A 23,903-nucleotide genomic window follows, 5' to 3' on the forward strand; every position below is an offset into this window, starting at 1 on the left:
CACCGGGATTGTCCACGTTCCGTCACAAACGCGCCCAATTGTGAGGGTTGTTTAGGCTTAACAAAACAACAACGCCAAAAGCCCGGAGCAGTCCAATGTCGCGCAGTTCAAAATTCATCGCTTCCGTCGTCGCCGCTTCCAAAGAGGAGGCACCCGCCCTTCCGTTTCAGCGGGGGGCCGCACGCAAAGCCATGTTCGCCCGCATCAAGGCAGAAAGCGCAAACCTGCCAGTGCGCAAACAGGCGTAAAGCGCCGGAATTGCGTCGCGCATCGCCACATTCCTTGCCGATTATGGCGTCAGTGTTGCGGCGCACCGTACAATTGAACGAGTTCGTTTTCATTGGCCGCAATTGCGCGGCCAATTGTTTTTGAAATTTGACGAATCAAGACGTTTCAGACCATTCATTATTCAAAGAAATCGCACCGTCATTCTGGTGTTGTTGGTGGGGGCCAGCACGGATGTGACCTAACCGAAAGGTGATCACATGGCCCAGTCCCCTCGCAGCCAGTCGTTATCGGACGATTTCAACGCCAATGCCGTTTCCAAAGACCAAGTTGCTACGTTTGACGGGCAGCCTCGACGCGATACTCCTCTCACCCGCACAATCGAGGCTGCAGCTTTTCTATCTGACCACACAATCGACGCCTCTACCTTTACCATTCCGGCCACGCCGATTTTCGAAGCCTGCGCTTCGGCCTTTGCCCGCGGGACACTCATCTCAACAGTCATGGGCCAGATCGCGGTGGAAGACCTGATCCCCGGTGATCTTGTGGAAACCCATCGCGGCCCCGAACCTGTGGTCTGGATCGGCAGCACCAGCTATCTGCCACATTTTGCCAGCGACACGACCTCTCTCTCCTATTTGCTCAGATTACCCGGCGACGGGATGGACCAAAGCGATCTTTTGCTTGGTCCGGCTGCACATATTGTTGTGCGACAGGACCGTTTTGCCGACCTTTTGAATTGCGACGCCGTGCTTGCGCCCGCGTCAGATTACATCGATGGAGATCGTATCTTGCGGATTACGCCGCCCGGTTCGGTCCAGCTTTATCATTTTGCCTTGCGTCGGCATGGAATTGTCCGCGCAAACGGTCACGAGCTTGAAAGCTATCATCCGGGGCGCGTGTCGGCGGCTGAAATCGGCACAAATGTCCGGGCAATGATGCAGTCCATGTTCAAACATCTCGACGATCTGGACGGCTTTGGAGATCTTGCCTTCCCGCGCACCACCCGCGACGTGATCGAGACGCTACGCGTCGCGTGACCGGTTATTCCGGTTGCGTCAACCGCGCTTCCAGAATGTCAAAGGGCACGCCGGGCTCATCCTTCGCGCCCCGAATAACCAAAGATGTCTTGACGCTCCCAACATTCGGCGACGTCAAAAGATCGCTGGTCAGGAAGCTTTGAAAAGTGCTCAAATCCGGGGCCACACATTTGAGAATGAAATCCACCTCCCCATTTAGCATATGGCATTCGCGCACCAGCGGCCAACCGCGACACAATTCTTCAAAAACCCGCAGGTCAGCCTCGGCCTGGCTTTGCAGACCGACCATTGCAAAAACCTGCACTTCAAAACCAAGTTCGCGGGGGTCCACTTCGGCATGATAGCCACGAATGAAGCCCTGCTCTTCCAATGTGCGCACCCGCCGCAGACACGGCGGCGCGGAAATTCCGACACGTCGCGCCAATTCGACATTGGTCATACGACCATCCGCCTGAAGCTCGGCCAGAATTTTGCGATCAATTGGATCGAGACGATGTGATGGCATTCGAACGCATTCCCGCAGTTACATCTTTGTTATATACGCTATGCAGTTGCGCGCAATATTGTTTCAAGATCGCGCAACAATATTAACGCATCCCTCGCTGCGGCAGGGTGACGCGCTGTCGACGCCCCGGCATTTGCGAAGCGCGCCTGGCAGGCTTATATGCAGTTTTCAATACATTGAAATCTGCGCGATGCGAGGCTGCCCCATGTCAAATACACGCCACACCAAGGTTCTTATCATCGGCTCTGGCCCGGCAGGATACACTGCCGGCGTCTATGCCAGCCGCGCCATGCTAGAGCCCATCCTTGTGCAAGGCATGGAGCCGGGTGGCCAGTTGACCACGACCACCGAGGTCGAAAACTGGCCGGGCGATACCGAGGTACAGGGACCGGATCTGATGGTGCGGATGGAGGCCCATGCACGCGCCGTCGGCTGCGAGATTATCGGAGACCTCGTCACGTCGCTTGACCTTGATAACCGTCCGTTCACGGCGCACAGCGACAGCGGCACGGTCTACACGGCAGATGCCATCATCCTTGCCACAGGGGCGCGGGCGAAATGGCTGGGCCTGCCCTCGGAAGAGGCGTTCAAGGGGTTTGGCGTGTCGGCCTGCGCGACCTGCGACGGGTTCTTTTACCGTGGACAAGAGATCGTCGTGGTGGGTGGCGGCAACACGGCCGTGGAAGAGGCGCTGTTCCTGACGAATTTTGCATCGAAGGTCACGCTGATTCATCGGCGCGATGAATTGCGGGCCGAGAAGATCTTGCAGGACCGGCTGTTCAAGAATCCGAAGATCGAAACGCTGTGGTTCCACCAGCTTGAAGAGGTGTATGGCACGGACATGCCCAAAGGTGTCGAAGGCGTGAAGGCCAAGAATGTGCAGACCGGCGAGATTACGGACATCCCGTGCAAAGGTGTGTTCATCGCCATCGGCCACGCCCCGGCGAACGAATTGGTCAAGGACAAGCTTGAGACGCATATGGGCGGTTATGTCGTGACAAAGCCGGACAGCACAGCGACCTCGATTCCCGGCGTTTTCGCGGCGGGCGATTTGACGGATCACATTTACCGTCAGGCCGTGACCAGCGCCGGTATGGGCTGCATGGCGGCCCTGGAGGCCGAGAAGTTCCTCGCCGAACAGGGCGATGATGATGGCAAGGATGTCTCGGAACCGCTTGGCTATGGCGCGGAAGTGCCTGCAGCGGAGTGATGATAAAAAAGGTCGGGCACATCTGCCCGACCTGATCCATAAATGCGGATAGGATGTGCGTTACTTCACCTCTCCTGTCGGGCGTGGTGTCTCCGCAGTCTCGGCAGGCAACACCGGATAGGTGACATCCGGCATCTCACCGGTCAGCGAGCCAAGGAAGGCGGTGATCGCGGTGATGTCCTCATCGTCAAGGTCGGCACCCAACTGCGATTCGGCCATGACAGCCACGGCGGTTTCTAGATCCCAAACAACTCCGGAATGGAAATAGGGGGCCGTGACCGCAATGTTACGAAGCGGCGAGGCACGGAAAACATATTCGTCGTCAACTGTCTCAGTCACGGTAAACCGGCCCTTGTCGCCCTCGGGCAGAATGTCGGCACCCGGTCTTTCGACAAGACCAAACGGATAATACCCCTCACCCCCAAGGTTAATGCCGCCGTGACAGCTTGCGCATCCGGAATCGACAAACAGTTCCAGCCCGGCAAGCTCAATATCGCTGAGCGCCGCGTCGTCGCCGTTCAACCATGCGTCAAAAGGCGACGGGGTGATCAGCGTTGCCTCGTATGCCTCGATCGCCTTGGCGAAATTGTCGAAAGTGACGGGATCTTCCTCGTCCGGAAAAGAAGCGCGGAACCAGTCAACATATTGCGGCATCGAGTTGAGTGTCGCAATGACGTTTTCCGGGGTGTTCGCCATCTCCACGCCCGCCTGCACCGGGCCTTTGGCCTGCTCGGCAAGGTCCGCCGCGCGCCCGTCCCAGAACTGCGCGTCGTTGAAGACCGAATTCAGCACCGTCGGCGAATTGCGCGGGCCTTTCTGCCAGCCGTGGCCAATGGACACCGGCATGTTGTCATCCCCGCCTGTCGCCAAGTTATGGCACGAGTTGCAGGAAAAGACACCCGACGCCGACATACGTGGGTCAAAGAAAAGCGCTTTTCCAAGGTCGATTTTCTCGGGCGTGATCGGATTGTCCTTTACCGCAGGAATGGTGGATGGAAGCGGCGAGAAGATATCCAGCGCCAACTCTCTGAGTTCAGCCGATGCAGAAGCTCCGCTGGCCATCGCAACAAGCGACACGGCCAAAGCGGCGGTTTGGTTAAATTTGGGCATGGACTTGGTCAGACCTCCGTAAGATTAGTTTTGCCTACACATTCAGATCATAACATGTGTTTCCCGAGCGCACTTTGACCAAGGTCAAATCCCGACCGGCACATCAAAGGCGAAGGCCGATTTCGTCATAAAACGCGCAGTTCCTGGCGATTTCCGTGTTAGTTTTCTCCTGACACTGGACAGCAGTAGAACCCGGGCGTAACCAGCGCCGAAAATATGAGTGAGCAGACACATGTATCCCCAGAACCTTGCCCCGATCACCGAGCTGTATGTCTCGTATGACAGCGCTCAAAAGCTAAAACAGGACGCAGCTGATCTTGTCAGTCATGATCTGACACCGCGCCAGATTTGCGATCTGGAACTGCTGATGAATGGTGGGTTCAACCCGCTTAAGGGATTTCTAAGCGAAGCTGATTACACCAGCGTCGTCGACACCATGCGCCTTGCCGATGGCACACTTTGGCCGATGCCGATCACGCTGGACGTGTCAGAGGATTTCGCGGCCAGCCTTGAAATCGGGCAGGACATCGCCCTGCGCGATCAGGAAGGTGTGATCCTTGGCACCATGACGGTGACTGACCGCTGGACGCCTGACAAATCGCACGAAGCCAAAATGGTGTTCGGGGCGGATGATGATGCGCATCCAGCGGTCAATTATCTGCACAACACAGCAGGCAAAGTGTATCTGGGTGGCCCGGTGACGGGCATTCAGCAGCCAGTGCATTATGATTTCCGCGCCCGTCGCGATACACCGAACGAATTGCGCGCCTATTTCCGCAAGCTGGGCTGGCGCAAGGTGGTGGCCTTTCAAACCCGCAACCCGCTGCACCGGGCGCATCAGGAACTGACCTTCCGCGCCGCCAAGGAATCGCAGGCGAACCTCTTGATCCATCCGATTGTCGGCATGACCAAGCCTGGGGATGTGGATCACTTCACCCGCGTGCGCTGTTACGAGGCGGTGCTGGACAAATACCCGCAATCGACGACCACGATGAGCCTTTTGAACCTGGCCATGCGCATGGCCGGCCCGCGCGAGGCGGTCTGGCATGGGCTGATCCGCAAAAACCATGGTTGCACGCATTTTATCGTTGGGCGCGACCATGCCGGGCCCGGCAAGAACTCCAAAGGCGAGGATTTTTATGGGCCCTACGATGCGCAGGATCTGTTCCGCAAACACGAGGCGGAAATCGGCATCGAGATGGTCGATTTCAAACACGTGGTCTACGTGCAGGAACGCGCGCAATACGAGCCGATGGACGAAATTGTCGACAAGGACGATGTCACGATCCTGAATATATCGGGCACCGAACTGCGCCGCCGTCTGTCCGAAGGTCTGGATATTCCGGAATGGTTCTCGTTCCCCGAGGTTGTCACCGAACTGCGCAAAACGCGCCCGCCTCGGTCACAACAGGGATTTACCGTGTTTTTCACCGGTTATTCCGGGTCTGGCAAATCAACGATTGCCAATGCGCTTATGGTCAAGCTGATGGAGATGGGCGGCCGTCCGGTCACATTGTTGGATGGCGATATCGTGCGGAAAAACCTGTCCTCCGAGCTGGGCTTTTCCAAAGAACACCGCGATCTGAACATCCGGCGTATCGGCTATGTCGCCTCTGAAATCACCAAAAACGGCGGCATTGCCATTTGTGCGCCCATTGCGCCCTATGCCACGACCCGCCGCGCCGTTCGCGAAGAGATCGAGCAATTCGGAGCCTTCATCGAAGTGCATGTTTCGACGAGCATCGAAGAATGCGAGCGCCGCGATCGTAAGGGGCTGTATAAGCTGGCGCGCGAAGGCAAAATCAAGGAGTTCACGGGCATATCGGACCCCTATGATATCCCCGAAGATCCTGAACTGCGCGTTGAGACGGAAAACGTCGAAGTCGACAATTGCGCGCATCAAGTCATCCTCAAACTGGAAAGCCTTGGACTGATTGCGGCGCAGTAACTGTCTGTGATCATCGTCGCGAAAACCCGCGTCGCTGTCAAAGTGGCGCGGGTTTTGTGTGAGGCATAGGCCTATTCCATCCTGTGGTTCAGGCCTGAACGCCAAAGCGTCATTGGTTAGTGGTCAACCGTTTAGTGGACAGTGACCGGTGCCAGATCATTCTGGCGCGCAAGCATAAAGGCCAGCTTGCGGTCCTTGACCAAGGCCAAACGCTCTCCATCGGCGCGGTGCACCGCGTAGATGGTTTTCTGGTTTCCGACCTCGTCCTGGACATCTTCTGGCAGGTCCGCAACCTCTACGGAACGGACATAGACCACCTTCGAGGTGTCCGCGTCTTTGAAATCATACGGCGTGTTCATGTCTTACCCTTTCCTGATCTGGATTGTCTGAACCACGGTTTCAGGGCGAGACAATGTCAGATCGACATGTAAAAGCCCGTTCTCCATGATCGCTTCTCCCACTTCGACACCGTCTGCCAATACAAAGCTCCGCTGGAACTGACGGGCGGCAATCCCGCGATGCAGGAAAACGCGCTCGGCGCTGTCGTCTTGCTGTCGGCCACGAATGACCAGCTGCCTATCCTCAACGGTTATACTGAGATCTTGTTCCCGAAAGCCCGCAACAGCCAGCGTGATGCGATAAGATGCATCCGACGTCTGTTCGATATTGAAGGGTGGATATCCTTCGTTGCCGGATTTTGCGGTCCGTTCCAGAAGGCGTTCCAATTGCTCAAACCCGAGCAGATGGGGATACGATCCCAACGTCAATTTCGTCATCGACACGTCCTTTTGCGTAAAGCGACTGTGTTGTTCTGGCCCCGTTATGGCGACCTGTGATTAAGAATATGGGGATGCCACGCCAGCGACGCAAGGGCTTTGCGGAATCGGAGTTTGCGGCTATCTTTTGAGTCTACGTAACATTAAGGACTGCGCGCGCTATGAATGCCCCAACGGATCTGGCGATGAAAACCGATGAAGTGCTCAAGGTTGAACTTGAGGTGTTTCGGCGTGAGCACCGCGATCTGGACGACTCGATTCGCGCGCTTCAAGAGACTGGCACAGCCGATCAATTGACGTTGCAACGTCTCAAAAAGAAAAAGCTGCTTTTGAAAGACAAGATCGCCTTGATCGAAGACCGATTGCTGCCCGACATCATTGCCTGAGTTGCCCCTCTTTCCGTTCTGGCTATAGTGCGCGTTCTGAATACCTGAAGGGACGCGACACATGCCCGAGACGATCAAAGTTGGCATCATCATGGGCAGCCAGTCCGATTGGCCCACCATGAAAGAAGCGGCCGCGCTTCTTAATGCGCTGGAGATCCCGTTTGAGGCCAAAATCGTGTCTGCGCATCGCACGCCGGACCGGCTTTGGGAATATGGCACATCCGCAGTGTCGCGCGGATTGCAGGTGATCATTGCCGGGGCTGGCGGTGCTGCGCATCTGCCGGGCATGATGGCGTCCAAAACCCGCGTGCCCGTAATCGGCGTGCCGGTGCAAACCCGCGCATTGTCGGGCGTCGACAGCCTCTATTCAATCCTGCAGATGCCCCGAGGCTTTCCCGTAGCCACGATGGCCATCGGCGCGACAGGTGCGGCAAATGCGGGGTTGATGGCTGCCGGCATTCTTGCCTTGCAGGATAAAGCGCTTGCAACGCGGCTTGATCAATGGCGTGACGACCTATCAGCGTCGATCCCCGACGCCCCTTCTGATGACGGATAAACTATGACACACCCGCTTGCTCTTGGATCAACGATTGGCATCATCGGCGGTGGCCAATTGGGCCGTATGTTGTCGGTTGCCGCCAGTCGGCTAGGCTTTCGTTGCCATGTTTTTGAACCCGGCGCACAGCCCCCTGCGGGCCATGTGGCAGATGCCGTGACAACCGCATCCTATGACGACAAAGCCGCCCTGCGCATGTTTGGCGATGCCGTCGATGTGATCACCTATGAGTTCGAGAACATCCCAACCGCCGCTTTGGATGTGCTGCAGGATGCCGCCCCTATCCGGCCCGGCCGCGATGCCCTTCGGGTCAGTCAGGACCGGTTGACGGAAAAGACGTTTCTGCGGGATCTTGGTCTGAACACGGCCCCGTTTGCAGACATACCCGATGCCGCAAGCCTGGCCACTGCGTTAAAAACAATCGGCGCACCGGCCATCCTCAAGACGCGCCGATTTGGGTATGATGGCAAAGGGCAGTCGCGGATCAAAACGGAGGATGACGCGGATCGGGCCTTTGCAGACATGGCAGGTGCCCCGGCCATTCTTGAAGGTTTCGTCGATTTCTCGCACGAGGTCTCGGTCATTGCTGCGCGTGGGCAGGACGGCTCCATTGCCGCTTTTGATCCGGGCGAAAATGTTCATTCTGACGGTATCCTGCGGACAACAACGGTTCCGGCACGGTTAACCCCGACACAGCGCACGGATGCCGTTTTGTTGGCGGCAAAAGTGCTGAATGCATTGGACTATGTCGGAGTGCTTGGTGTTGAGTTGTTTGTCACTGACGCCGGTTTGATCGTGAACGAGATCGCCCCCCGGGTGCACAATTCCGGACATTGGACACAAAACGGATGTGTCGTCGATCAGTTCGAACAACATATCCGAGCGGTGGCCGGATGGCCATTGGGCGATGGACAACGGTTTGCAGATGTCGTGATGGAAAACCTGATTGGCAGCGATATGGACCGTGTTCCGGAACTTGCGTCAACGGCTGACGCGGCATTGCATCTTTATGGCAAGGCGGAAACCAAACCCGGTCGCAAAATGGGGCATGTGAACCACATCAAGCGCGGCTGAACCGAATGAAGACGCAGGTTTATCCCAGAAACCGCTCTGCAACAGCGCCGGTCATATGGGCAACACGGCCGGCTGCGATGGTTGCCATGATCCTGCGATTGCTTGGATCAAGCACGATCAGATCAGCCCGCTGCCCCGGTGCCAGGTTTCCGCGATCCTGAAACCCCAAAAGCCGTGCTGGCCCCAACGATATCATCGACCACGCCTTGGCCAGATCACAAAGCCCTAACTCCTCCAGCCGAAACGCCGCCCGCAATGGTGACGGATAGTGATAGTCCGAAGCAAGCGCGTCGCACAATCCGGCCCCAACCAGATCTGCGGCCGCAATATTTCCCGCATGGCTTGCCCCGCGCACAACATTGGGGGCACCCAAGACAATATGCGCACCGTCCCGCCGGGCCGCTTGTGCTGCTTCGTATGTTTCGGGAAATTCACTGACCATCGCGCCACGTTGTGTCCAAACCGCGCGATCCTTGGCTGTTGTGTCGTCGTGACTGCCCAGAACCACCCCTTTGGCCCGCAGCCGCTGCGAGAGTGCGTCGACGCACGCCTCAACTTCGTCCGAGCGACTATGAAGGTCTTGCATCAAGGCAAGATGGCTTTCCGGACTGCGCCCGCTTTTCAACGCCTGCCCCGTCAGACGCGGTGGTTTGCGCCCTTCGGACAAGCGTTTATGTGGCAAGTGATCATTGAAAACCAGATATCTGATGCCGTACCGGTCGATGGCAGTTTCCGCACGCCCGAACTCGTCCATCAGGTGCGTCTCAAGCCGAAGCTGAAGCTGCAGATCGACCGGCACGGACCCGCGCACCGCGCAGACGCTTTCAAACACATGTTCGGCAAAATCCGGGCCCCGCATCCCGCCTTCCCAGCTAAAGAACTGCGCAAGCACGGCCGTTGTGATGCCATTTGCAGCAAGTTCCGAGGCCACAGCGAGCACACCGAATTCGGCTTCCCGCAAGGCCCCCCGGCGCGGGGCCATGTGACGCTCGAATCCGTCACCATGCACATCGACAAGTCCAGGGAGCACCCAGAACCCGGAAAGATCGATGTCTTTGCCTGCCCTTTCATCTTGGAAAACGCCCTGCGCCATCGAAAGCGATGCCCCAGTCCAACCCTCTGGCCCCAGAACACGCGCGCCTGTCAAAGTGCACTCAATCGTCATCAAGAGGCTCCGGGCAGATACCCAGAAGGCACGCCAATTCGTTTGTATTGATCGCTTCTGTCCAATCCAGTTCAGGATTGAAACGGCCGGTTCTTAAGAACAATTCGCTTTGTGCAATCACCGAAGGCGCTTGCATGATGAATGTGTGCGTGACCGGAAGCGTCAAATGCGCCGCCATTCCGTCAACTTTGGTCGATGCAACAGAAACCTTGCCATCGTCGTCGCCTGGTATGAGGCTCGAAAAAAAGGGGTTCAGAGATCGACTGCCAGCGATCACACCAAGGTCAAAATCAACAGGCGGCAGTGTCTTTGGCAAATCCTTTGGGTCAGTGCCCAATTGCTGTCCGGCCGGGCCATTCAGCCACTCGAAAAACTCCAGCCCGCCCAATTGATCCACCAGCTCACTGCCTTGATTTGGCGGTGCCAACATAACGACACGGCCAAGATTGGGTGGCCGATTGTCTTGCAACCAAACCCGCAAAAGAATGCCCCCCATCGAATGCGTGATAAAATGAACCCGATCATCACCACAGCGCGCCATCGCGTCGGGCAGGGTTTCATCGACCAAAGACCGAATCCGCGCCGTGGTTGACGGGTATCCCGGTGCTTTGACACGATAGCCTTTGGCTTCGAGGACCGATTGCATCAGGACAAACGACGTTTCGGTGCGTGCCAGACCATGCAAAAGAACAACACAATCCGCCCGGACCGGAGCGGCGATCAAACAGCTGAAAGCTGTTGCCAGGGAAAGGAGCAATGCGCGGCACATATTCGGGAGATACGCCTTACGGCACGGTTTAGAAAGAGGCGAGGCCGCAACGTTACGGGCGAAAGCACGCCCGTCAAACCTAGAAGGGCGACAACCATAAGACGCCTAGAGACGCGTTCCAACAGACGGGCTATACCCGCCATGCTCATCAGAGATGGAGCCCCGACATCAAAAAAATTACGGGACCGGCCTTTCGGATTATATTTGCGCCGGCAAGTGCGATGCGGGCCGTTCTCTTTTTTGTCGCAAGAGGATGATCGCCAGCCACATGTGCTGGATCAATCGAGTATGTTAGAAAAGACGGTGAGAGCGCCTGCAGCACTCGCAATCGAGGACTGAAGTCTTACAAAAATTAATTGCTGTCCCGCAGAATCTTCTTACGAAGATTCTGTACAGTCGTTATTATTTTCTAAAATTAGCTTTCTTTAGCGACAAAAAAGCAAAAGCGCCCGAAGGCGCTTTTGCAGATGATAAAAGAAAAGGCAGACTTACATCATGCCGCCCATACCGCCCATGTCAGGCATACCGCCACCAGCTGGTGCGCCTTCTTTCGACGGCTTGTCAGCCACCATTGCTTCGGTTGTGATCAGCAGACCAGCGACGGACGCTGCATCTTGCAATGCTGTGCGGACAACTTTCGCCGGATCGATCACGCCAAACTTGAACATGTCGCCATATTCTTCGGTCTGGGCATTGAAGCCGAAAGATACATCGTCGCTTTCACGGATTTTACCAGCAACAACCGATCCGTCGACACCCGAGTTCTCGGCGATCTGACGCAGCGGCGCTTCCAACGCTTTCCGTACGATGGTAATTCCGACATTCTGGTCGCTGTTCGCACCGTCGAGACCTTCAAGCGTCTTGCCAGCCTGCACCAGAGCAACACCGCCACCAACGACGATCCCTTCCTGAACGGCAGCACGTGTCGCGTTCAGTGCATCATCGACACGATCTTTACGCTCTTTGACCTCAACTTCGGTCATGCCGCCGACGCGGATCACAGCCACACCACCGGCAAGCTTCGCAACGCGCTCCTGCAGCTTTTCGCGATCGTAGTCAGATGTGGTTTCTTCAATCTGGTTGCGAATCTGGGCAACACGTGCCTCGATCTCGGACTTCTCGCCTGCGCCATCTACGATGGTGGTTTCGTCCTTGGTGATCTGGATTTTCTTGGCCGAGCCGAGCATATCCATTGTGACATTCTCAAGCTTCATGCCAAGGTCTTCGGAGATCACCTGACCGCCTGTCAGGATCGCGATGTCCTGCAGCATAGCCTTACGACGGTCGCCAAAGCCCGGTGCTTTGACCGCTGCGATCTTCAGGCCACCACGCAATTTGTTCACCACCAAAGTTGCCAAAGCTTCGCCTTCGACGTCTTCTGCAATGATCAAAAGTGGCTTCTGGGACTGGATCACCTGCTCAAGCAGCGGAACCATCGGCTGAAGCGAGGACAGCTTTTTCTCGTGCAGAAGCACGATGCAGTCTTCCAGCTCGGCTGTCATTTTGTCGGCGTTTGTGACAAAATAGGGGCTCAGATAGCCGCGGTCGAACTGCATGCCTTCGACAACATCGGTCTCTGTCTCGAGGCCCTTGTTCTCTTCGACGGTGATGACGCCTTCGTTGCCAACCTTCTGCATCGCGTCTGCGATCTGGCGTCCAATCTCGGCTTCGCCGTTTGCCGAAATAGTACCCACCTGCGCAACTTCGTCACTGTCTTTGACTTCACGCGCCGCAGATTTGATCGCATCGACAACTTTATTCGTCGCAAGATCAATTCCGCGCTTAAGGTCCATCGGGTTCATGCCAGCGGCAACCGACTTGAGGCCTTCTTTCACGATGGCTTGTGCCAAAACAGTCGCGGTTGTGGTGCCGTCACCCGCTTCGTCATTGGTGCGGCTGGCCACTTCTTTGACCATCTGCGCGCCCATGTTTTCGAACTTGTCTTCCAGCTCGATCTCTTTGGCGACAGAAACACCGTCTTTGGTGATACGCGGTGCGCCAAACGATTTGTCGATAACGACGTTACGGCCTTTTGGGCCAAGGGTCACCTTCACCGCGTCGGCAAGGATGTTGACACCCTTGAGCATGCGATTGCGGGCGTCTGTATCAAATTTTACGTCTTTTGCAGACATCTCATATTCTCCACTGATTTAGTCAGAGTGTGTATTCGCGATCACGCGGGGCATTCAGGCGGCTTTCGCTGCTGCGCCATCCGTGATGATGCCAAGGATGTCCGACTCCTTCATGATAAGGAGTTCTTCACCGTCAACTGTGACTTCTGTACCGGACCATTTCCCGAACAGGATGGAATCGCCTTCGGCAACGTCCATCTTGATCCGATCACCATCCTCATCGCGTGCGCCTGCGCCACACGCAACAACCACGCCTTCTGCAGGCTTTTCCTTGGCGCTATCAGGAATGATCAGGCCACCAGCAGTTTTTTCGTCACTTTCCGTACGACGGACAAGCACGCGGTCATGAAGTGGTTTGAATGCCATCTTCGAGTCTCCTTGCTCAAAGTTTCACTAAGAGTCCCTCGCTCCCCGAAGGACTGTTGTCACTCTCTTAGCTTGAGTGCTAACGACGCTTAGCTAGGCATGGGAACACTCTGAGTCAACATGCTGATACAAGATTTTTTCCGTCACTGACCGCCCCGAAACATCAGCCGTCTTTGCAGCGCATAGCGGGCACGTTTTCCAGATTTTTCGGAAGACAGACCGCGCGTTGTCAAACCACCGATCCATCGCCTGCACCGACCCACCCGACTTGCGAAGATCCCAAACCGGTGCGCCCTATGATCAGATTTCTTACCCGGACAGACGACAAGGGGCTGTGCAGAACGGATGGTTCATGCTTTCCTGCTCTACATTACATCCGGCGCTTTAAGGACATTCATATGAGACTGCCTCTCGCATTATCGTTCACCGCATTTGCAACTATCGCCATGGCGCAGGACCAGCCCAACACCGTGCTCGTGATGGACGGGTCCGGCTCCATGTGGGGGCAAGTTGACGGCGTTGCGAAAATCACCATAGCCCAAGATGTCGTGGGCACGTTGTTGTCTGACTTTCCGGTCGAGCAAGGTCTGGGCCTGACGGTCTATGGCCATCGCGAACGGGGCGAATGCACCGATATCGAAACGGTTGTGGCCCCTGCCCCGGGAACGGCGACGCAAATTGCACAGGCGGTGAACGGGATCAAGCCTTTGGGCAAAACCCCCATGACAGACGCGGTGATCGCGGCTGCGCAGGCGTTGCGCTATACCGAAGAAAAAGCGACCGTTATTCTTGTCAGCGATGGCGTTGAAACCTGCAATCCCGATCCTTGTGCGGCTGCCCGGTTGCTAGAGGAGGCGGGTATTGATTTCACAGCACATGTCATTGGTTTTGATGTCGGTTCGGACGCCGAAGCGCTGGCACAGATGCAGTGCATCGCCGACGAGACAGGCGGCACGTTCCTGACGGCGGACACTGCGGATCAGTTGATTGACGCGTTGACCGAAGTTGCCGTCGCCACGCCCGAGCCGGAACCAGAACCTATTCTTGTTCCGACAACATTAACTGCAACACTGGAAGGAAGCGACACGCTGGTGTCCGGCCCTGTTCTTTGGGAATTGACTGATAGGTCCGGTGTTGTTCTGGATGAAACCGACGCCAACCCTCTGACCCTGGACCTTGCCGAAGGGTCGTACACCGCCACTGCCTACAGCGTGGCCCTTGAAACCGAGCTGAGCCGCCAGTTTGTGGCGATTGGAGAGACAGCCGCAGTTCAGATTGCCTTTCCAGAACCCAAGGAAACCGCCCGTCTTGTGGCCCCTGCGGCCGCGGTGGCCGGCAGCACTATTCAGGTCGGCTGGGTCGGTCCGGATGACAAAGGCGATTATATCGGCATTGGAGCCGCTGGCGCGGACGGGGCCGATATGTGGCAGAATTCCGCCCTGACGAGTTCCGGCAATCCGGTCGAGCTTCTTGTGCCGACGGTTACAGGCCCGCATGTGATTCAGTATTTCAAGCGCGCCGAGCGTGAGAGCCTTGGCGGAAGCGAGATTCAGGTCACACCTGTCGACGTCACACTCAGTGCACCTGCTTCGGCACCGGCCGGATCGGACATCATTGTCGAATGGACCGGGCCGGATTACACAGAGGACTATATCGGCATCGGCCGGGTTGGGGCAAATGGCTCTGACCAATGGGAGAATTGGACATATACGTCTGCCGGGACACCTGCCAAACTGGTCGTACCTGGAACACCGGGCGATTATGAAATCACATATTTTTTGCGGCAAGACCGTACGCCCGCCCAAACCATCGCGTTTACGGCAACCGAAATCAGCGCGACCTTGGTCGCTCCGACCGAAGCCGCGGCTGGCTCTATGATCGAGGTTGGCTGGACGGGCCCAAACTATCCAGATGATTATATCGGCATCGGACGCGTGGATGCGACGGGCAGCGCAAAATGGGAAAATTGGGTGCAGATACGCGACGGAAACCCAATCGACCTTTTGATGCCGGCAACGCCGGGGGAGTATCTCATCACCTATTTCCAGCGACAGGATCGCACGCCTTTGGCCTCAATCCCGATCACACTCAAACCTCTAGACGCGACCGTCACCGCCCCGGCAACCGCCATGGCAGGTGAGGTCATCGAGGTAAACTGGACAGGCCCGGATTACCAAAAGGATTACATCGGCATTGGTCGGGTCGGTGCCAAGGGTGCCAGCCGATGGGAAAACTGGACCCGCACATCAGAAGGCAGCCCGCTGAAATTGACCATGCCGGCCACTGCGGGCGATTACGTCATCACCTATTTCCAACAGCAGGACAGGACACCGGTTGCCACTGTTCCAATTACGCTGCAGACCCCCGAAGCCAGCCTGACCGCCCCATCAGAGGCCATTGCAGGATCGACGATTGACGTGGGTTGGACAGGGCCGGACTATAAGGACGACTTTATTGGCATCGGGCGGGTTGATGCGTCGGGTGCCGAGCAATGGGAGACCTACCGTTATACGCGCGACGGGTCTCCTGCTCGGGTCACCGTGCCTTCTTCGCCGGGTAACTATGAGATTACCTATTTTCTGCGACAGGATCACGTCAAACTGGCGAAGTCACCCCTGACCGTAACTGCGCCAGAGGCAAAGCTCATTGCACCGGACCGCGCACAGGCGGGATCGACGATAGAAATCGGATGGGTCGGGCCGGACTACAAAGACGACTATATCGGCATTGGTCTGGCAAGTGCCTCTGGCGGCAAACAATGGGAAGCATGGCGCTATGTCCGCGATGGCAATCCGGTTGAAATCGACCTGCCCGAAATACCCGGAGAGTACCGCATCCGCTATTTCATGCGACTGGACCGAACCGTTCTGGCAGAACACACCCTGACGCTTGAATAAGCGGCAGGTCGGACATACAGATCCGGCCTAAGACAGGCTGTTCCCCCAATCGACCAATCCCTGATGCCCTTGCGGCGTCAGGGCATATACGCCTTTTTCGACCTTCTGAAACCATCCGTAGTGATTGTCGCGCATCAGGGTTGTCGCATTTTCAACACCGGTCGCCCGTGCGACAATCGCGCCTTTTTCGGCACCGGTTTCGGCAAGATACATTGCACAGCGCAGCGCGTCTTGTCGGTAGGCCGTCACAATACCATGGCGCGTGGCCCCACCTGAATTGGGATCGCCTTCGAGGCGGGAAAACTCGCGCAAAAGTTTGGCGCGTTTTTCCTTGTTCCTGCGTGGCGCGTAGGGCCCGGGATCGCACTGCGCCTCGACCGTGCCATCTTTGCGCACCGTCAGGAACCCAAGCCCAAGTCGGCGACACAGGTTTGTGTTGTCACGCAGAGCGCGCCGTGCGGTGCGACCGGTTGGTTTGGACACCGCAATATACACCGCATCTGTCACGCTAAGCCGCGCAATGGCCTGGTGGTACAGCGTCAGATTGGGCCGCAGTTTCAATTCGACAATCACCGGATCTTCGTCGCCGCGGGTCGCGACCATATCGGCTGCCCCGACTTCACCCTTTACGGTATAGCCCTGCGCTTGCAGGTAGCTTTTGACATAGGGGTAGAGATCGGCCTCGCGCTTCATGTGACATGAATGCGCGACCGTCTTGCGGCTGACAAGCCCAGCGCCTAGCTTTGCATCCAATATCCTGAAAGGACGTGTCTGATGTTTGTGCGCCTGTTGTCATTTCTTTTCGTAATCGGGCTGTCCCAACCCGCTCTTGCCGCCTGTGACGGAGCCGATTTGCGCGGCACGCTGACACAAGATGAACAAAGCCGCCTGGCCAATGCTTTGGATGACGTGCCTTTTGCCCAAGGCAACCATTGGCGCGCATCGCGGGGCGACAGCGTTATTCACCTGATCGGAACGATGCACCTGCCGGACCCCCGGCTTGATCCCCCCCTGGACCGCTTGCGCGAGACCATCGCCACGGCCGATATTCTGTTGCTTGAAATGACCGACGAAGACGAGGCCGCCTTGCAGACCCGTCTGGCATCCGACCCCAGCCTGTTGATGCTTCCCGACACCACATTGCCGGAATTGTTGTCTGAAGAAGACTGGGCCCAGATGGCAAATGCGCTGGAGGCGCGCGGCATGCCGCCATTTATGGCATCGCGGTTTCAGCCCTGGTATGTGTCGATGATCCTGGCAATTCCCCCCTGTGCGGCACTAACCGAAATGGCCGAAGGCGGCATGGACGCGCAGATTCAGGACATCGCCAAAAGCGCAGGCGTTCCCAGAGCCGCATTGGAAGACGTGGAAACCATCTTTGCCACCTTCGCCAACCAGCCCCGCGCGACCCAAGTGGACATGATGCTGTCTGCATTGGTCGATCCGCAAATCAGCGAAGACCTGTTTGCAACCTTGCTGGCCAGCTATTTTGACGAAGCGCCCGCAGAAGGCTGGGCCGTATCGGTGATTTTGGCAGAACGCTATAGTCCGATCGACCCGGATCAGGCGGCCGACATTATGGCAACCATAGAAGAAGAGCTGCTGATCAAACGCAATCGGGCATGGATACCCGTTTTGCTAGACGCCGTTGACGATCACCAAAAGGTTGTGGCCGCCTTTGGGGCTGCCCATTTGCCGGGCAGCGACGGCGTGCTGGCCTTGCTTCAGGACGAGGGTTTCACGCTCGAACGGCTACCCTTCTGACACGACGCGCCCGCGCACCTGACTGTCGTCCTTTAGCAAAAGCCCCAGCGCGACAATCGTCAGCACCACACCGATCAGGATAAGCGCCGGCGGCAAAGGCCTCCCCAGGGCGACCTCCCAAAGGATAACCCAGCTGGGTGTCAGGTAGGTGTAGGCCATCACCTTGGCCGAAGGAATGCGCAGGCTGGCGTACTGCAAAAGCAGAAATGTCGCAGCACTGGCGAATATCGCCGTATAGGCGATAGCGATCCAGACAATACCCGGCAGCGACGTCCATTCTGTGCGCAAAATAGCCGGCAGACCAACAAGGCAGAGCAGGATTGCACCGGCGACAAGAGTGCCGAGCGTGAACACAGCCGCGCGTTCGCCACGGTTCAGCTTTGCCACCAAGGGTGTGTAAATCGCGTGACCGATACATCCGACAAAGAAAATAAGCTCTCCGCGCCCGAGATTGAACGCAAGCAGCGCGTCCAGGTCTGCCCGAAAAATCACCCATAACGCGCCGCTTGCTCCAATCGTCAGGGCAAGCGCCATGCGCGGCGTCAGCACCTGCCGCAAAAGCAGCCATCCAAACCCCGCCGCCATCACCGGCGTCAGGGTAAAGACCGCTGCCATCGACACCGGTGCCCCGGTCTTGAGACCCTCAAACATCAGGACAAAGTAAGCCCCAAAGAACAACGCTAGAACAAAATACCGCCACGGCGCTTTGTAGGCACCCGGACTGATCCCTCCGGTCGCCATGACAAGCGCAAACATCAGCACCGCCGCCAGACTGAACCGCACCGCATTCAACGCCTCGGGCGCAATGTGGGGGGCTGCCATCGACCCAAGTGAAAAAGAGCCCGCCACCAGCGCCGAAAACGCCAGCATCGCAAGGTGACCGCGCCGTGCCTCTGTCATATCAGGCCTGCGCGCTTTCGCGGGATTTCACCGCTGCTTTCAGATGGCTGACCAAGGCCTGAACCTTGGCTGTCCGATGCAGATCGACATGCGTCACCAGCCAAAGCTGCGGCGACCAATCATCTCTGGCCGGGATTACCTCGACAAGATCAGGATCAGATGCGGCATGCTCAGACGGCATAAACCCGATCCCGGCCCCGTTTTGCACAGCCCGCATCATGCTTGCGGTTTCAGTTGTGCGAAACACCACTCGGTCGTAAGGCACCTTTGACCGAAGCCACTTTTGAAACGGCGCCCGCGCATCGGGGTTGTCATTGCCGACAAAGATATGGTTGATCAGGTCGTCTTCGCCATGCGGCCGCCCATGCTTGTCGATGTAGCGTTGCGATGCATAAAGCCCGACGCGCAGCTTCATCAGCGGCTGAACCACATTGTCCGGCTCGTCCGGAGCCGACCCGGCCCGGATCGCCACATGCGCTTCACCGTATTCAAGCCGGAACACGCGCGCGTCGGTCAGATAACGCACCACAACATCTGGATAGATCTCCTTGAATTCCGTCAGCACGGGCACCAGAAAATCTGACAGCTCGACAATCGAGGTGACCATCAATTCGCCACTGACATCCGAACCACGCCCGCGGATGCGTCCAACCAGCTGTTGCAACTGGTCTTCGGTCGTTTGCGCCACGCGTGCCAGATCTTCTCCGGACTCGGTTGCGGTATAGCCCCGCGCATGACGTTGAAACAGTTTGACGCCCAGACGCGCTTCCAATGCGTCGATATGGCGGATCACGGTCGCATGGTGAACTCCAAGAACCTCTGCCGCGCCGCTTACGGTTCCCTGTCGTGCAACCTGATAGGCTGTCCGGACTTCATCCCAATGCTCCATGCTGCGCCTTTGTGCAAATTTTCACGCTTCCTCGCATGTCTTATCATTTCGTGCGCAAACGCAAGTCATATATTGGCGTAAATGTCCGGATGCCGACCCGGCCAAGCGCTGCATTGCCGACAGACAGGCCGCCGAAACCGAATGGATGCCGAAGGCGATCATGATCCGCACGAAGACGACGCGACCAAGGCAAAACCGCGCTCTCTTGACTCCTGCGCCTTCAAGCGTCTAAACGCTGCACAACTACGGGAAGGTTTGCTTTCCGGTCCCATGGGCTATGCCCGGGATCGCCCCCCACCAGCGTGTTACGCCCGTGGGGGCACTCGACGTTTGTGGATTGCGCCGTTGGCCCTTACATCAGGACCACACCCAGCGGCAAAGGAGGCGAGAGCCCATGTTTGAAAATCTGTCCGACCGCCTGTCAGGCGTCTTTGATCGGCTCACCAAACAAGGCGCGTTATCCGAAGATGACGTCAAAACCGCCCTGCGTGAAGTGCGGGTCGCGCTGCTTGAAGCAGACGTATCCTTGCCGGTCGCGCGCGATTTCATCAAGGCGGTTCAGGCCAAAGCCACAGGCCAGGCCGTGACCAAATCGGTCACGCCAGGCCAGCAGGTCGTCAAAATCGTCCATGACGAATTGAAACATGTCCTGACCGGCGATGAAGACCCCGGCGCACTCAAGATCGACAATCCGCCGGCCCCGATTTTGATGGTGGGCCTGCAGGGTTCAGGCAAAACCACCACCACCGCCAAGCTTGCCAAGCGCCTGAAAGAGCGGGATGGCAAACGGGTGCTCATGGCCTCGCTTGATGTCAACCGCCCTGCTGCGATGGAGCAATTGCAGATCCTTGGCACCCAGATCGGCGTCGACACGTTGCCCATCGTCAAGGGCGAAGACCCGGTCGCCATCGCGAAACGCGCAAAAACACAGGCAAGCCTGGGCGGCTATGATGTTTACATGCTCGACACGGCTGGCCGCCTTCACATCGACGAAGAGCTGATCGCCCAGGCCGCTGCCGTGCGCGACGTTGCCAATCCGCGCGAAACGCTATTGGTTGTGGACGGTCTGACAGGTCAGGACGCTGTGAATGTCGCCACCGAATTCGACGACAAGATCGGCGTGTCGGGCGTTGTCCTGACGCGGATGGACGGTGACGGGCGCGGCGGTGCGGCGCTGTCGATGCGCGCGGTGACCGGCAAGCCGATCCGCTTTGTCGGTCTTGGCGAAAAGATGGACGCGCTTGAGACCTTCGAGCCTGATCGCATCGCGGGCCGTATCCTTGGCATGGGCGATATTGTTGCGCTCGTTGAAAAGGCGCAGCAGACGCTGGAGGTCGAACAGGCCGAGCGCATGATGAAGCGCTTTCAGAAGGGTCAGTTCAATATGAATGACCTGAAGATGCAGCTGGAACAGATGATGAAGATGGGCGGCATGGAAGGCATGTTGGCGATGATGCCAGGTGCCGCCAAAATGCAAAAACAGATGGACGGTGCCGGCATCGACGACAAAATGCTGCGCCAGCAGATCGCATTGATCCAGTCCATGACGAAACGCGAACGCGCCAATCCGCAAATCCTGCAGGCCAGCCGCAAAAAACGCATCGCCAAAGGTGCCGGCATGGAGGTCAGCGACCTCAACAAGCTTCTCAAGATGCAGCGCCAGATGGGCGACATGATGAAAAAGATGGGCAAGATGGGCAAAGGCGGCATGCTGAAACAGGCCATGAAAGGCATGCTTGGCAAAGGCGAGTCTCCGGAAGAAATGATGGGCAACATGGACCCAAAGGCGCTGGAACAGGCGGCCAAGCAAATGGGTATGGGCGGCATGCCCGGAATGGGCGGAGGCGGGCTACCGCCCGGCCTGAGCGGTTTTGGGAAAAAGAAATAGTGGCTTCTCTTTTTCAAAAATATGCAAACACCAACTGCGGGATCAGGACCGTCCTCTGATCCATGGTGGCAGAAACGCTCATAACTCCGCGGCTGATCCTGCGTCAGCCCAAGGCCGCTGATCTTGCCGCCTTCACAGCCTATTGTGGCAGTGAGCGTGCGATCCATGTCGGTGGCCCGTTCGATCAAGTCGCCGCCTTCCAACGGTTTGCAGCAATGATCGGTCACTGGGCATTGCGCGGATTTGGACGCTATGTGATCGAACGCGGAGGTGTTGCAATAGGACACGTGGGTCCATTGGCCTTGACGGATGACACACCGGATCTGACCTGGACCTTGTGGAGCAACACTGCCGAAGGTCAGGGCTATGCGACCGAGGCAGCACAGGCCTGCGCCCGTCATCTGGTAGTGGATTGCGCCTGGGCGGGTTTGCAAATCAGCATTCAGAAAGACAATTCCGCCTCGCACGCGGTGGCACACAGGCTTGGGGCAAAACCTTCGGAACGCGCAGCTCCAGACTGGTATCCCGGCGCAGTGATTTACGACATAGATGCAGGGTGTCTGACATGACAGCACCTGTGATCGAAACACCCCGCCTGCGCTTGCGGCCCCATATTGCCAGTGACCTTGACGCACTTTGCGACCTGTTTGAGACAGACCGGTCGCGTTACATGGGCGGCCCCCTGCCGCGTAAACTGGTTTGGCGCTGGATTGCGTCAGAGGTCGCAATGTGGGATCTGATGGGGCACGGCTCCTGGGGGATCACGGCACAGGATGGCACATTTCTGGGCCAGGTCGGCATCATGCGCCCACCCCACTTCCCAGAATGTGAAATCGGCTGGACGCTGCTGGACCATGCCGAAGGCAAAGGATACGCCAGTGAAGCGGCGCGCGCTGCACTGGACTGGGCATGGGCGCACGGGTTTGACACGCTGGTCAGCTATATCCATCCAGCCAACGCCCGGTCTGTTGCATTGGCCGAGCGTCTTGGTGCCGTGCATGACCCTCATGCCGCTTTGCCCGAAGGCGATACAGCCGAAGACACCCATGTCTACCGTCACCGTCCGGAGGCCAACAGATGACACGTCGCGCGGTCCATAAACCGTCTTTGAAGACGGTTGAAACGTGGTTTGCAAACCACGTGGAACGCCTTTTCGAAAAGGCGTCCCGCACATGACCCTTACACACGCTCCTACTCTCGAAACGGACCGCCTGATCCTGCGGTCGCCGGTCAAGGCAGATGCCGAGGCAGTGATTGCCTTCCTGATGGACACATCCCGCGCCAAAGGCTTTGGCGGCTACACCAACCGCGCCGACAGCTGGCGCTGGTTCACGTTGAATGTGGGCCATTGGCACTGGCACGGGTATGGGTACTTTACCATCGAGGACAAAGCGTCGGGCAAACCTGCGGGCATTTGTGGCATCTGGAACCCCGAAGGATGGCCGGAACCCGAAGTTGGTTGGGTCGTCTTTGCCGGGTTCGAAGGCAAGGGATACGCATTTGAAGCCGCTCAGCGCGTCCGCCGATGGGCCTATGAGGATCTTGGGCTCACCACTCTGACCTCGAACATCGTACCGGGCAACACCCGCTCCATCCGCCTCGCGGAACGGTTGGGGGCCAAGTATGAGCGCACCTATGACAACCCGAACATGGGCGAAGACATGCTCTACCGCCACCCCGGTCCGGAGGCGCTCTGATGGGACACCGTGACATTCCCGTTCTTGACACAAAGCGCCTGCAATTGCGCAGTCCGGAGCCCGAGGATTACCCAGATTTCAAGGCGACATTTGCAAGCTACCGCAGCCGCTTCATGGGCGGTCCGCTGAACCCCTATGAGACGTGGATGCTCTATGCCGCCGAGATCGGGCATTGGGAAATCCGGGGGTTCGGAATGTGGATGGTCCACCTAAAGGACACGGACAAGACCGTTGGCATGGCAGGTGGGTGGTATCCAGCCAAATGGCCAGAGCGCGAGATTGCCTGGATCATCTGGCCCGATGATGCCGGTCACGGCTATGCGCTGGAAGCAACGAACCGCGTGCGCCGCTACTTCTATGATGATCAGGGCTGGGACAGCGCGGTCAGTTACCTTGATCCCAAGAACCTCGACAGCATCCGGCTTGCCGAACGGCTGGGTGCAACCAAGGATCACGAGGCCGCTACCGTGGATGGTCGTGATGTGGTTTACCGCCACCCCTCACCGGACGCGCTGCGGGGCACGCAGCTGGCCCATGGGATCGACATGGAAATCGCGCATTACCAAGACCCTTTGTTCAAACCGAAAGGCTGGGCCATTGACTGAT

25 protein-coding genes are annotated in these 23,903 nt (G+C 57.4%); 14 read left to right on the plus strand and 11 right to left on the minus strand.

Annotation, left to right across the window (positions count from 1 at the left end; genetic code table 11):
- Window positions 1–95 precede the first annotated feature (95 nt).
- Window positions 96–248 (plus strand): hypothetical protein, encoded by a 153-nt coding sequence (locus tag ACG74X_RS01225; RefSeq protein WP_411232140.1) that lies wholly within the window; start codon window positions 96–98, stop codon window positions 246–248.
- Between the two features lie 237 nt (window positions 249–485).
- Window positions 486–1,265: a Hint domain-containing protein gene (locus ACG74X_RS01230; protein WP_411232142.1), complete on the plus strand. Its 780-nt coding sequence runs from the start codon at window positions 486–488 to the stop codon at window positions 1,263–1,265.
- A 4-nt stretch (window positions 1,266–1,269) separates the two neighbouring features.
- Here the strand turns inward: ACG74X_RS01230 and ACG74X_RS01235 are convergent, their stop codons facing one another.
- Window positions 1,270–1,770, minus strand: a complete 501-nt coding sequence (locus ACG74X_RS01235) for an Lrp/AsnC family transcriptional regulator (RefSeq protein WP_411232143.1) — start codon at window positions 1,768–1,770, stop codon at window positions 1,270–1,272.
- Between the two features lie 205 nt (window positions 1,771–1,975).
- On the opposite strand from ACG74X_RS01235, the gene trxB reads away from it, so the two are divergent.
- On the plus strand, window positions 1,976–2,980 hold the full coding sequence (gene trxB / locus ACG74X_RS01240; RefSeq protein ID WP_411232144.1) for a thioredoxin-disulfide reductase: 1,005 nt from the start codon (window positions 1,976–1,978) through the stop codon (window positions 2,978–2,980).
- A gap of 60 nt (window positions 2,981–3,040) precedes the next feature.
- On the opposite strand, the gene ACG74X_RS01245 is transcribed toward trxB, so the two are convergent.
- Window positions 3,041–4,090 (minus strand): cytochrome-c peroxidase, encoded by a 1,050-nt coding sequence (locus ACG74X_RS01245; protein WP_411232146.1) that lies wholly within the window; start codon window positions 4,088–4,090, stop codon window positions 3,041–3,043.
- 232 nt (window positions 4,091–4,322) lie between these two features.
- Here ACG74X_RS01245 and ACG74X_RS01250 point away from each other — a divergent pair, with 232 nt between their 5' ends.
- Window positions 4,323–6,038 carry a bifunctional sulfate adenylyltransferase/adenylylsulfate kinase gene (locus ACG74X_RS01250; protein WP_411232147.1) on the plus strand — a complete coding sequence of 572 codons (1,716 nt, stop codon included), beginning with the start codon at window positions 4,323–4,325 and terminating at the stop codon, window positions 6,036–6,038.
- 131 nt (window positions 6,039–6,169) lie between these two features.
- Here ACG74X_RS01250 and ACG74X_RS01255 read toward each other — a convergent pair whose 3' ends face one another.
- Both ACG74X_RS01255 and ACG74X_RS01260 read right to left on the minus strand, forming a co-directional pair.
- The gene (locus ACG74X_RS01255) at window positions 6,170–6,397 is read right to left on the minus strand and encodes a DUF1150 family protein (protein WP_411232149.1); all 228 of its coding nucleotides are present in this window, start codon (window positions 6,395–6,397) and stop codon (window positions 6,170–6,172) included.
- 3 nt (window positions 6,398–6,400) lie between these two features.
- On the minus strand, window positions 6,401–6,814 hold the full coding sequence (locus ACG74X_RS01260) for an Hsp20 family protein (RefSeq protein WP_411232150.1): 414 nt from the start codon (window positions 6,812–6,814) through the stop codon (window positions 6,401–6,403).
- Between the two features lie 161 nt (window positions 6,815–6,975).
- Between ACG74X_RS01260 and ACG74X_RS01265 the strand changes: the two genes are divergently transcribed.
- The 3 genes from ACG74X_RS01265 (at window position 6,976) to ACG74X_RS01275 (ending at window position 8,830) form a co-directional block, all read left to right on the plus strand.
- Window positions 6,976–7,200, plus strand: a complete 225-nt coding sequence (locus tag ACG74X_RS01265; RefSeq protein WP_411232152.1) for a YdcH family protein — start codon at window positions 6,976–6,978, stop codon at window positions 7,198–7,200.
- 61 nt (window positions 7,201–7,261) lie between these two features.
- Window positions 7,262–7,756, plus strand: coding sequence for a 5-(carboxyamino)imidazole ribonucleotide mutase (gene purE / locus ACG74X_RS01270; RefSeq protein ID WP_411232154.1), 495 nt, complete (start codon window positions 7,262–7,264; stop codon window positions 7,754–7,756).
- A gap of 3 nt (window positions 7,757–7,759) precedes the next feature.
- On the plus strand, window positions 7,760–8,830 hold the full coding sequence (locus ACG74X_RS01275) for a 5-(carboxyamino)imidazole ribonucleotide synthase (protein ID WP_411232155.1): 1,071 nt from the start codon (window positions 7,760–7,762) through the stop codon (window positions 8,828–8,830).
- A gap of 19 nt (window positions 8,831–8,849) precedes the next feature.
- Here the strand turns inward: ACG74X_RS01275 and ACG74X_RS01280 are convergent, their stop codons facing one another.
- The 4 genes from ACG74X_RS01280 to ACG74X_RS01295 all read right to left on the minus strand — a co-directional run bounded on the left by ACG74X_RS01280 (window position 8,850) and on the right by ACG74X_RS01295 (window position 13,262).
- Window positions 8,850–9,995 carry an alpha-D-ribose 1-methylphosphonate 5-triphosphate diphosphatase gene (locus ACG74X_RS01280; protein ID WP_411232157.1) on the minus strand — a complete coding sequence of 382 codons (1,146 nt, stop codon included), beginning with the start codon at window positions 9,993–9,995 and terminating at the stop codon, window positions 8,850–8,852.
- The gene (locus ACG74X_RS01285) at window positions 9,985–10,764 is read right to left on the minus strand and encodes an esterase/lipase family protein (RefSeq protein WP_411232158.1); all 780 of its coding nucleotides are present in this window, start codon (window positions 10,762–10,764) and stop codon (window positions 9,985–9,987) included. Before ACG74X_RS01285 ends, ACG74X_RS01280 begins: the two co-directional genes overlap by 11 nt.
- Window positions 10,765–11,252: 488 nt before the next feature.
- On the minus strand, window positions 11,253–12,896 hold the full coding sequence (gene groL, locus ACG74X_RS01290; RefSeq protein ID WP_411232159.1) for a chaperonin GroEL: 1,644 nt from the start codon (window positions 12,894–12,896) through the stop codon (window positions 11,253–11,255).
- A gap of 54 nt (window positions 12,897–12,950) precedes the next feature.
- Window positions 12,951–13,262 carry a co-chaperone GroES gene (locus ACG74X_RS01295; RefSeq protein WP_411232160.1) on the minus strand — a complete coding sequence of 104 codons (312 nt, stop codon included), beginning with the start codon at window positions 13,260–13,262 and terminating at the stop codon, window positions 12,951–12,953.
- A 398-nt stretch (window positions 13,263–13,660) separates the two neighbouring features.
- On the opposite strand from ACG74X_RS01295, the gene ACG74X_RS01300 reads away from it, so the two are divergent.
- Window positions 13,661–16,159, plus strand: coding sequence for a VWA domain-containing protein (locus ACG74X_RS01300; RefSeq protein WP_411232162.1), 2,499 nt, complete (start codon window positions 13,661–13,663; stop codon window positions 16,157–16,159).
- Window positions 16,160–16,186: 27 nt separating this feature from the next.
- Here the strand turns inward: ACG74X_RS01300 and ACG74X_RS01305 are convergent, their stop codons facing one another.
- A complete protein-coding gene (locus tag ACG74X_RS01305; RefSeq protein WP_411232163.1) occupies window positions 16,187–16,852 on the minus strand; it encodes a DUF2161 domain-containing phosphodiesterase in 666 nt (221 codons plus the stop codon).
- Between the two features lie 81 nt (window positions 16,853–16,933).
- On the opposite strand from ACG74X_RS01305, the gene ACG74X_RS01310 reads away from it, so the two are divergent.
- Complete coding sequence (locus tag ACG74X_RS01310; protein WP_411232164.1) at window positions 16,934–17,923, plus strand: TraB/GumN family protein; 990 nt, start codon at window positions 16,934–16,936, stop codon at window positions 17,921–17,923.
- Here the strand turns inward: ACG74X_RS01310 and ACG74X_RS01315 are convergent.
- Entirely contained in the window at window positions 17,912–18,823 is a 912-nt protein-coding gene (locus ACG74X_RS01315; protein ID WP_411232166.1) for a DMT family transporter, read from the minus strand. The two genes, ACG74X_RS01310 and ACG74X_RS01315, sit on opposite strands and share 12 nt — an antisense overlap.
- A gap of 1 nt (window position 18,824) precedes the next feature.
- Window positions 18,825–19,712, minus strand: coding sequence for a LysR family transcriptional regulator (locus ACG74X_RS01320; protein WP_411232167.1), 888 nt, complete (start codon window positions 19,710–19,712; stop codon window positions 18,825–18,827).
- Between the two features lie 394 nt (window positions 19,713–20,106).
- Between ACG74X_RS01320 and ffh the strand changes: the two genes are divergently transcribed.
- From ffh to ACG74X_RS01345, 5 genes are all read left to right on the plus strand, one after another.
- Window positions 20,107–21,600 (plus strand): signal recognition particle protein, encoded by a 1,494-nt coding sequence (gene ffh / locus ACG74X_RS01325; protein ID WP_411232169.1) that lies wholly within the window; start codon window positions 20,107–20,109, stop codon window positions 21,598–21,600.
- Window positions 21,601–21,662: 62 nt separating this feature from the next.
- The gene (locus ACG74X_RS01330; protein WP_411232170.1) at window positions 21,663–22,169 is read left to right on the plus strand and encodes a GNAT family N-acetyltransferase; all 507 of its coding nucleotides are present in this window, start codon (window positions 21,663–21,665) and stop codon (window positions 22,167–22,169) included.
- Window positions 22,166–22,681 carry a GNAT family N-acetyltransferase gene (locus tag ACG74X_RS01335; RefSeq protein ID WP_411232172.1) on the plus strand — a complete coding sequence of 172 codons (516 nt, stop codon included), beginning with the start codon at window positions 22,166–22,168 and terminating at the stop codon, window positions 22,679–22,681. The genes ACG74X_RS01330 and ACG74X_RS01335 overlap by 4 nt, the downstream gene beginning before the upstream one ends.
- Before the next feature lie 91 nt (window positions 22,682–22,772).
- A complete protein-coding gene (locus ACG74X_RS01340; protein WP_411232173.1) occupies window positions 22,773–23,297 on the plus strand; it encodes a GNAT family N-acetyltransferase in 525 nt (174 codons plus the stop codon).
- Complete coding sequence (locus tag ACG74X_RS01345) at window positions 23,297–23,902, plus strand: GNAT family N-acetyltransferase (RefSeq protein ID WP_411232175.1); 606 nt, start codon at window positions 23,297–23,299, stop codon at window positions 23,900–23,902. The genes ACG74X_RS01340 and ACG74X_RS01345 overlap by 1 nt, the downstream gene beginning before the upstream one ends.
- Window position 23,903 lies beyond the last annotated feature (1 nt).

The organism is Marivita sp. S0852 (assembly GCF_046591575.1).
Taxonomy (GTDB): Bacteria; Pseudomonadota; Alphaproteobacteria; order Rhodobacterales; family Rhodobacteraceae; genus Marivita.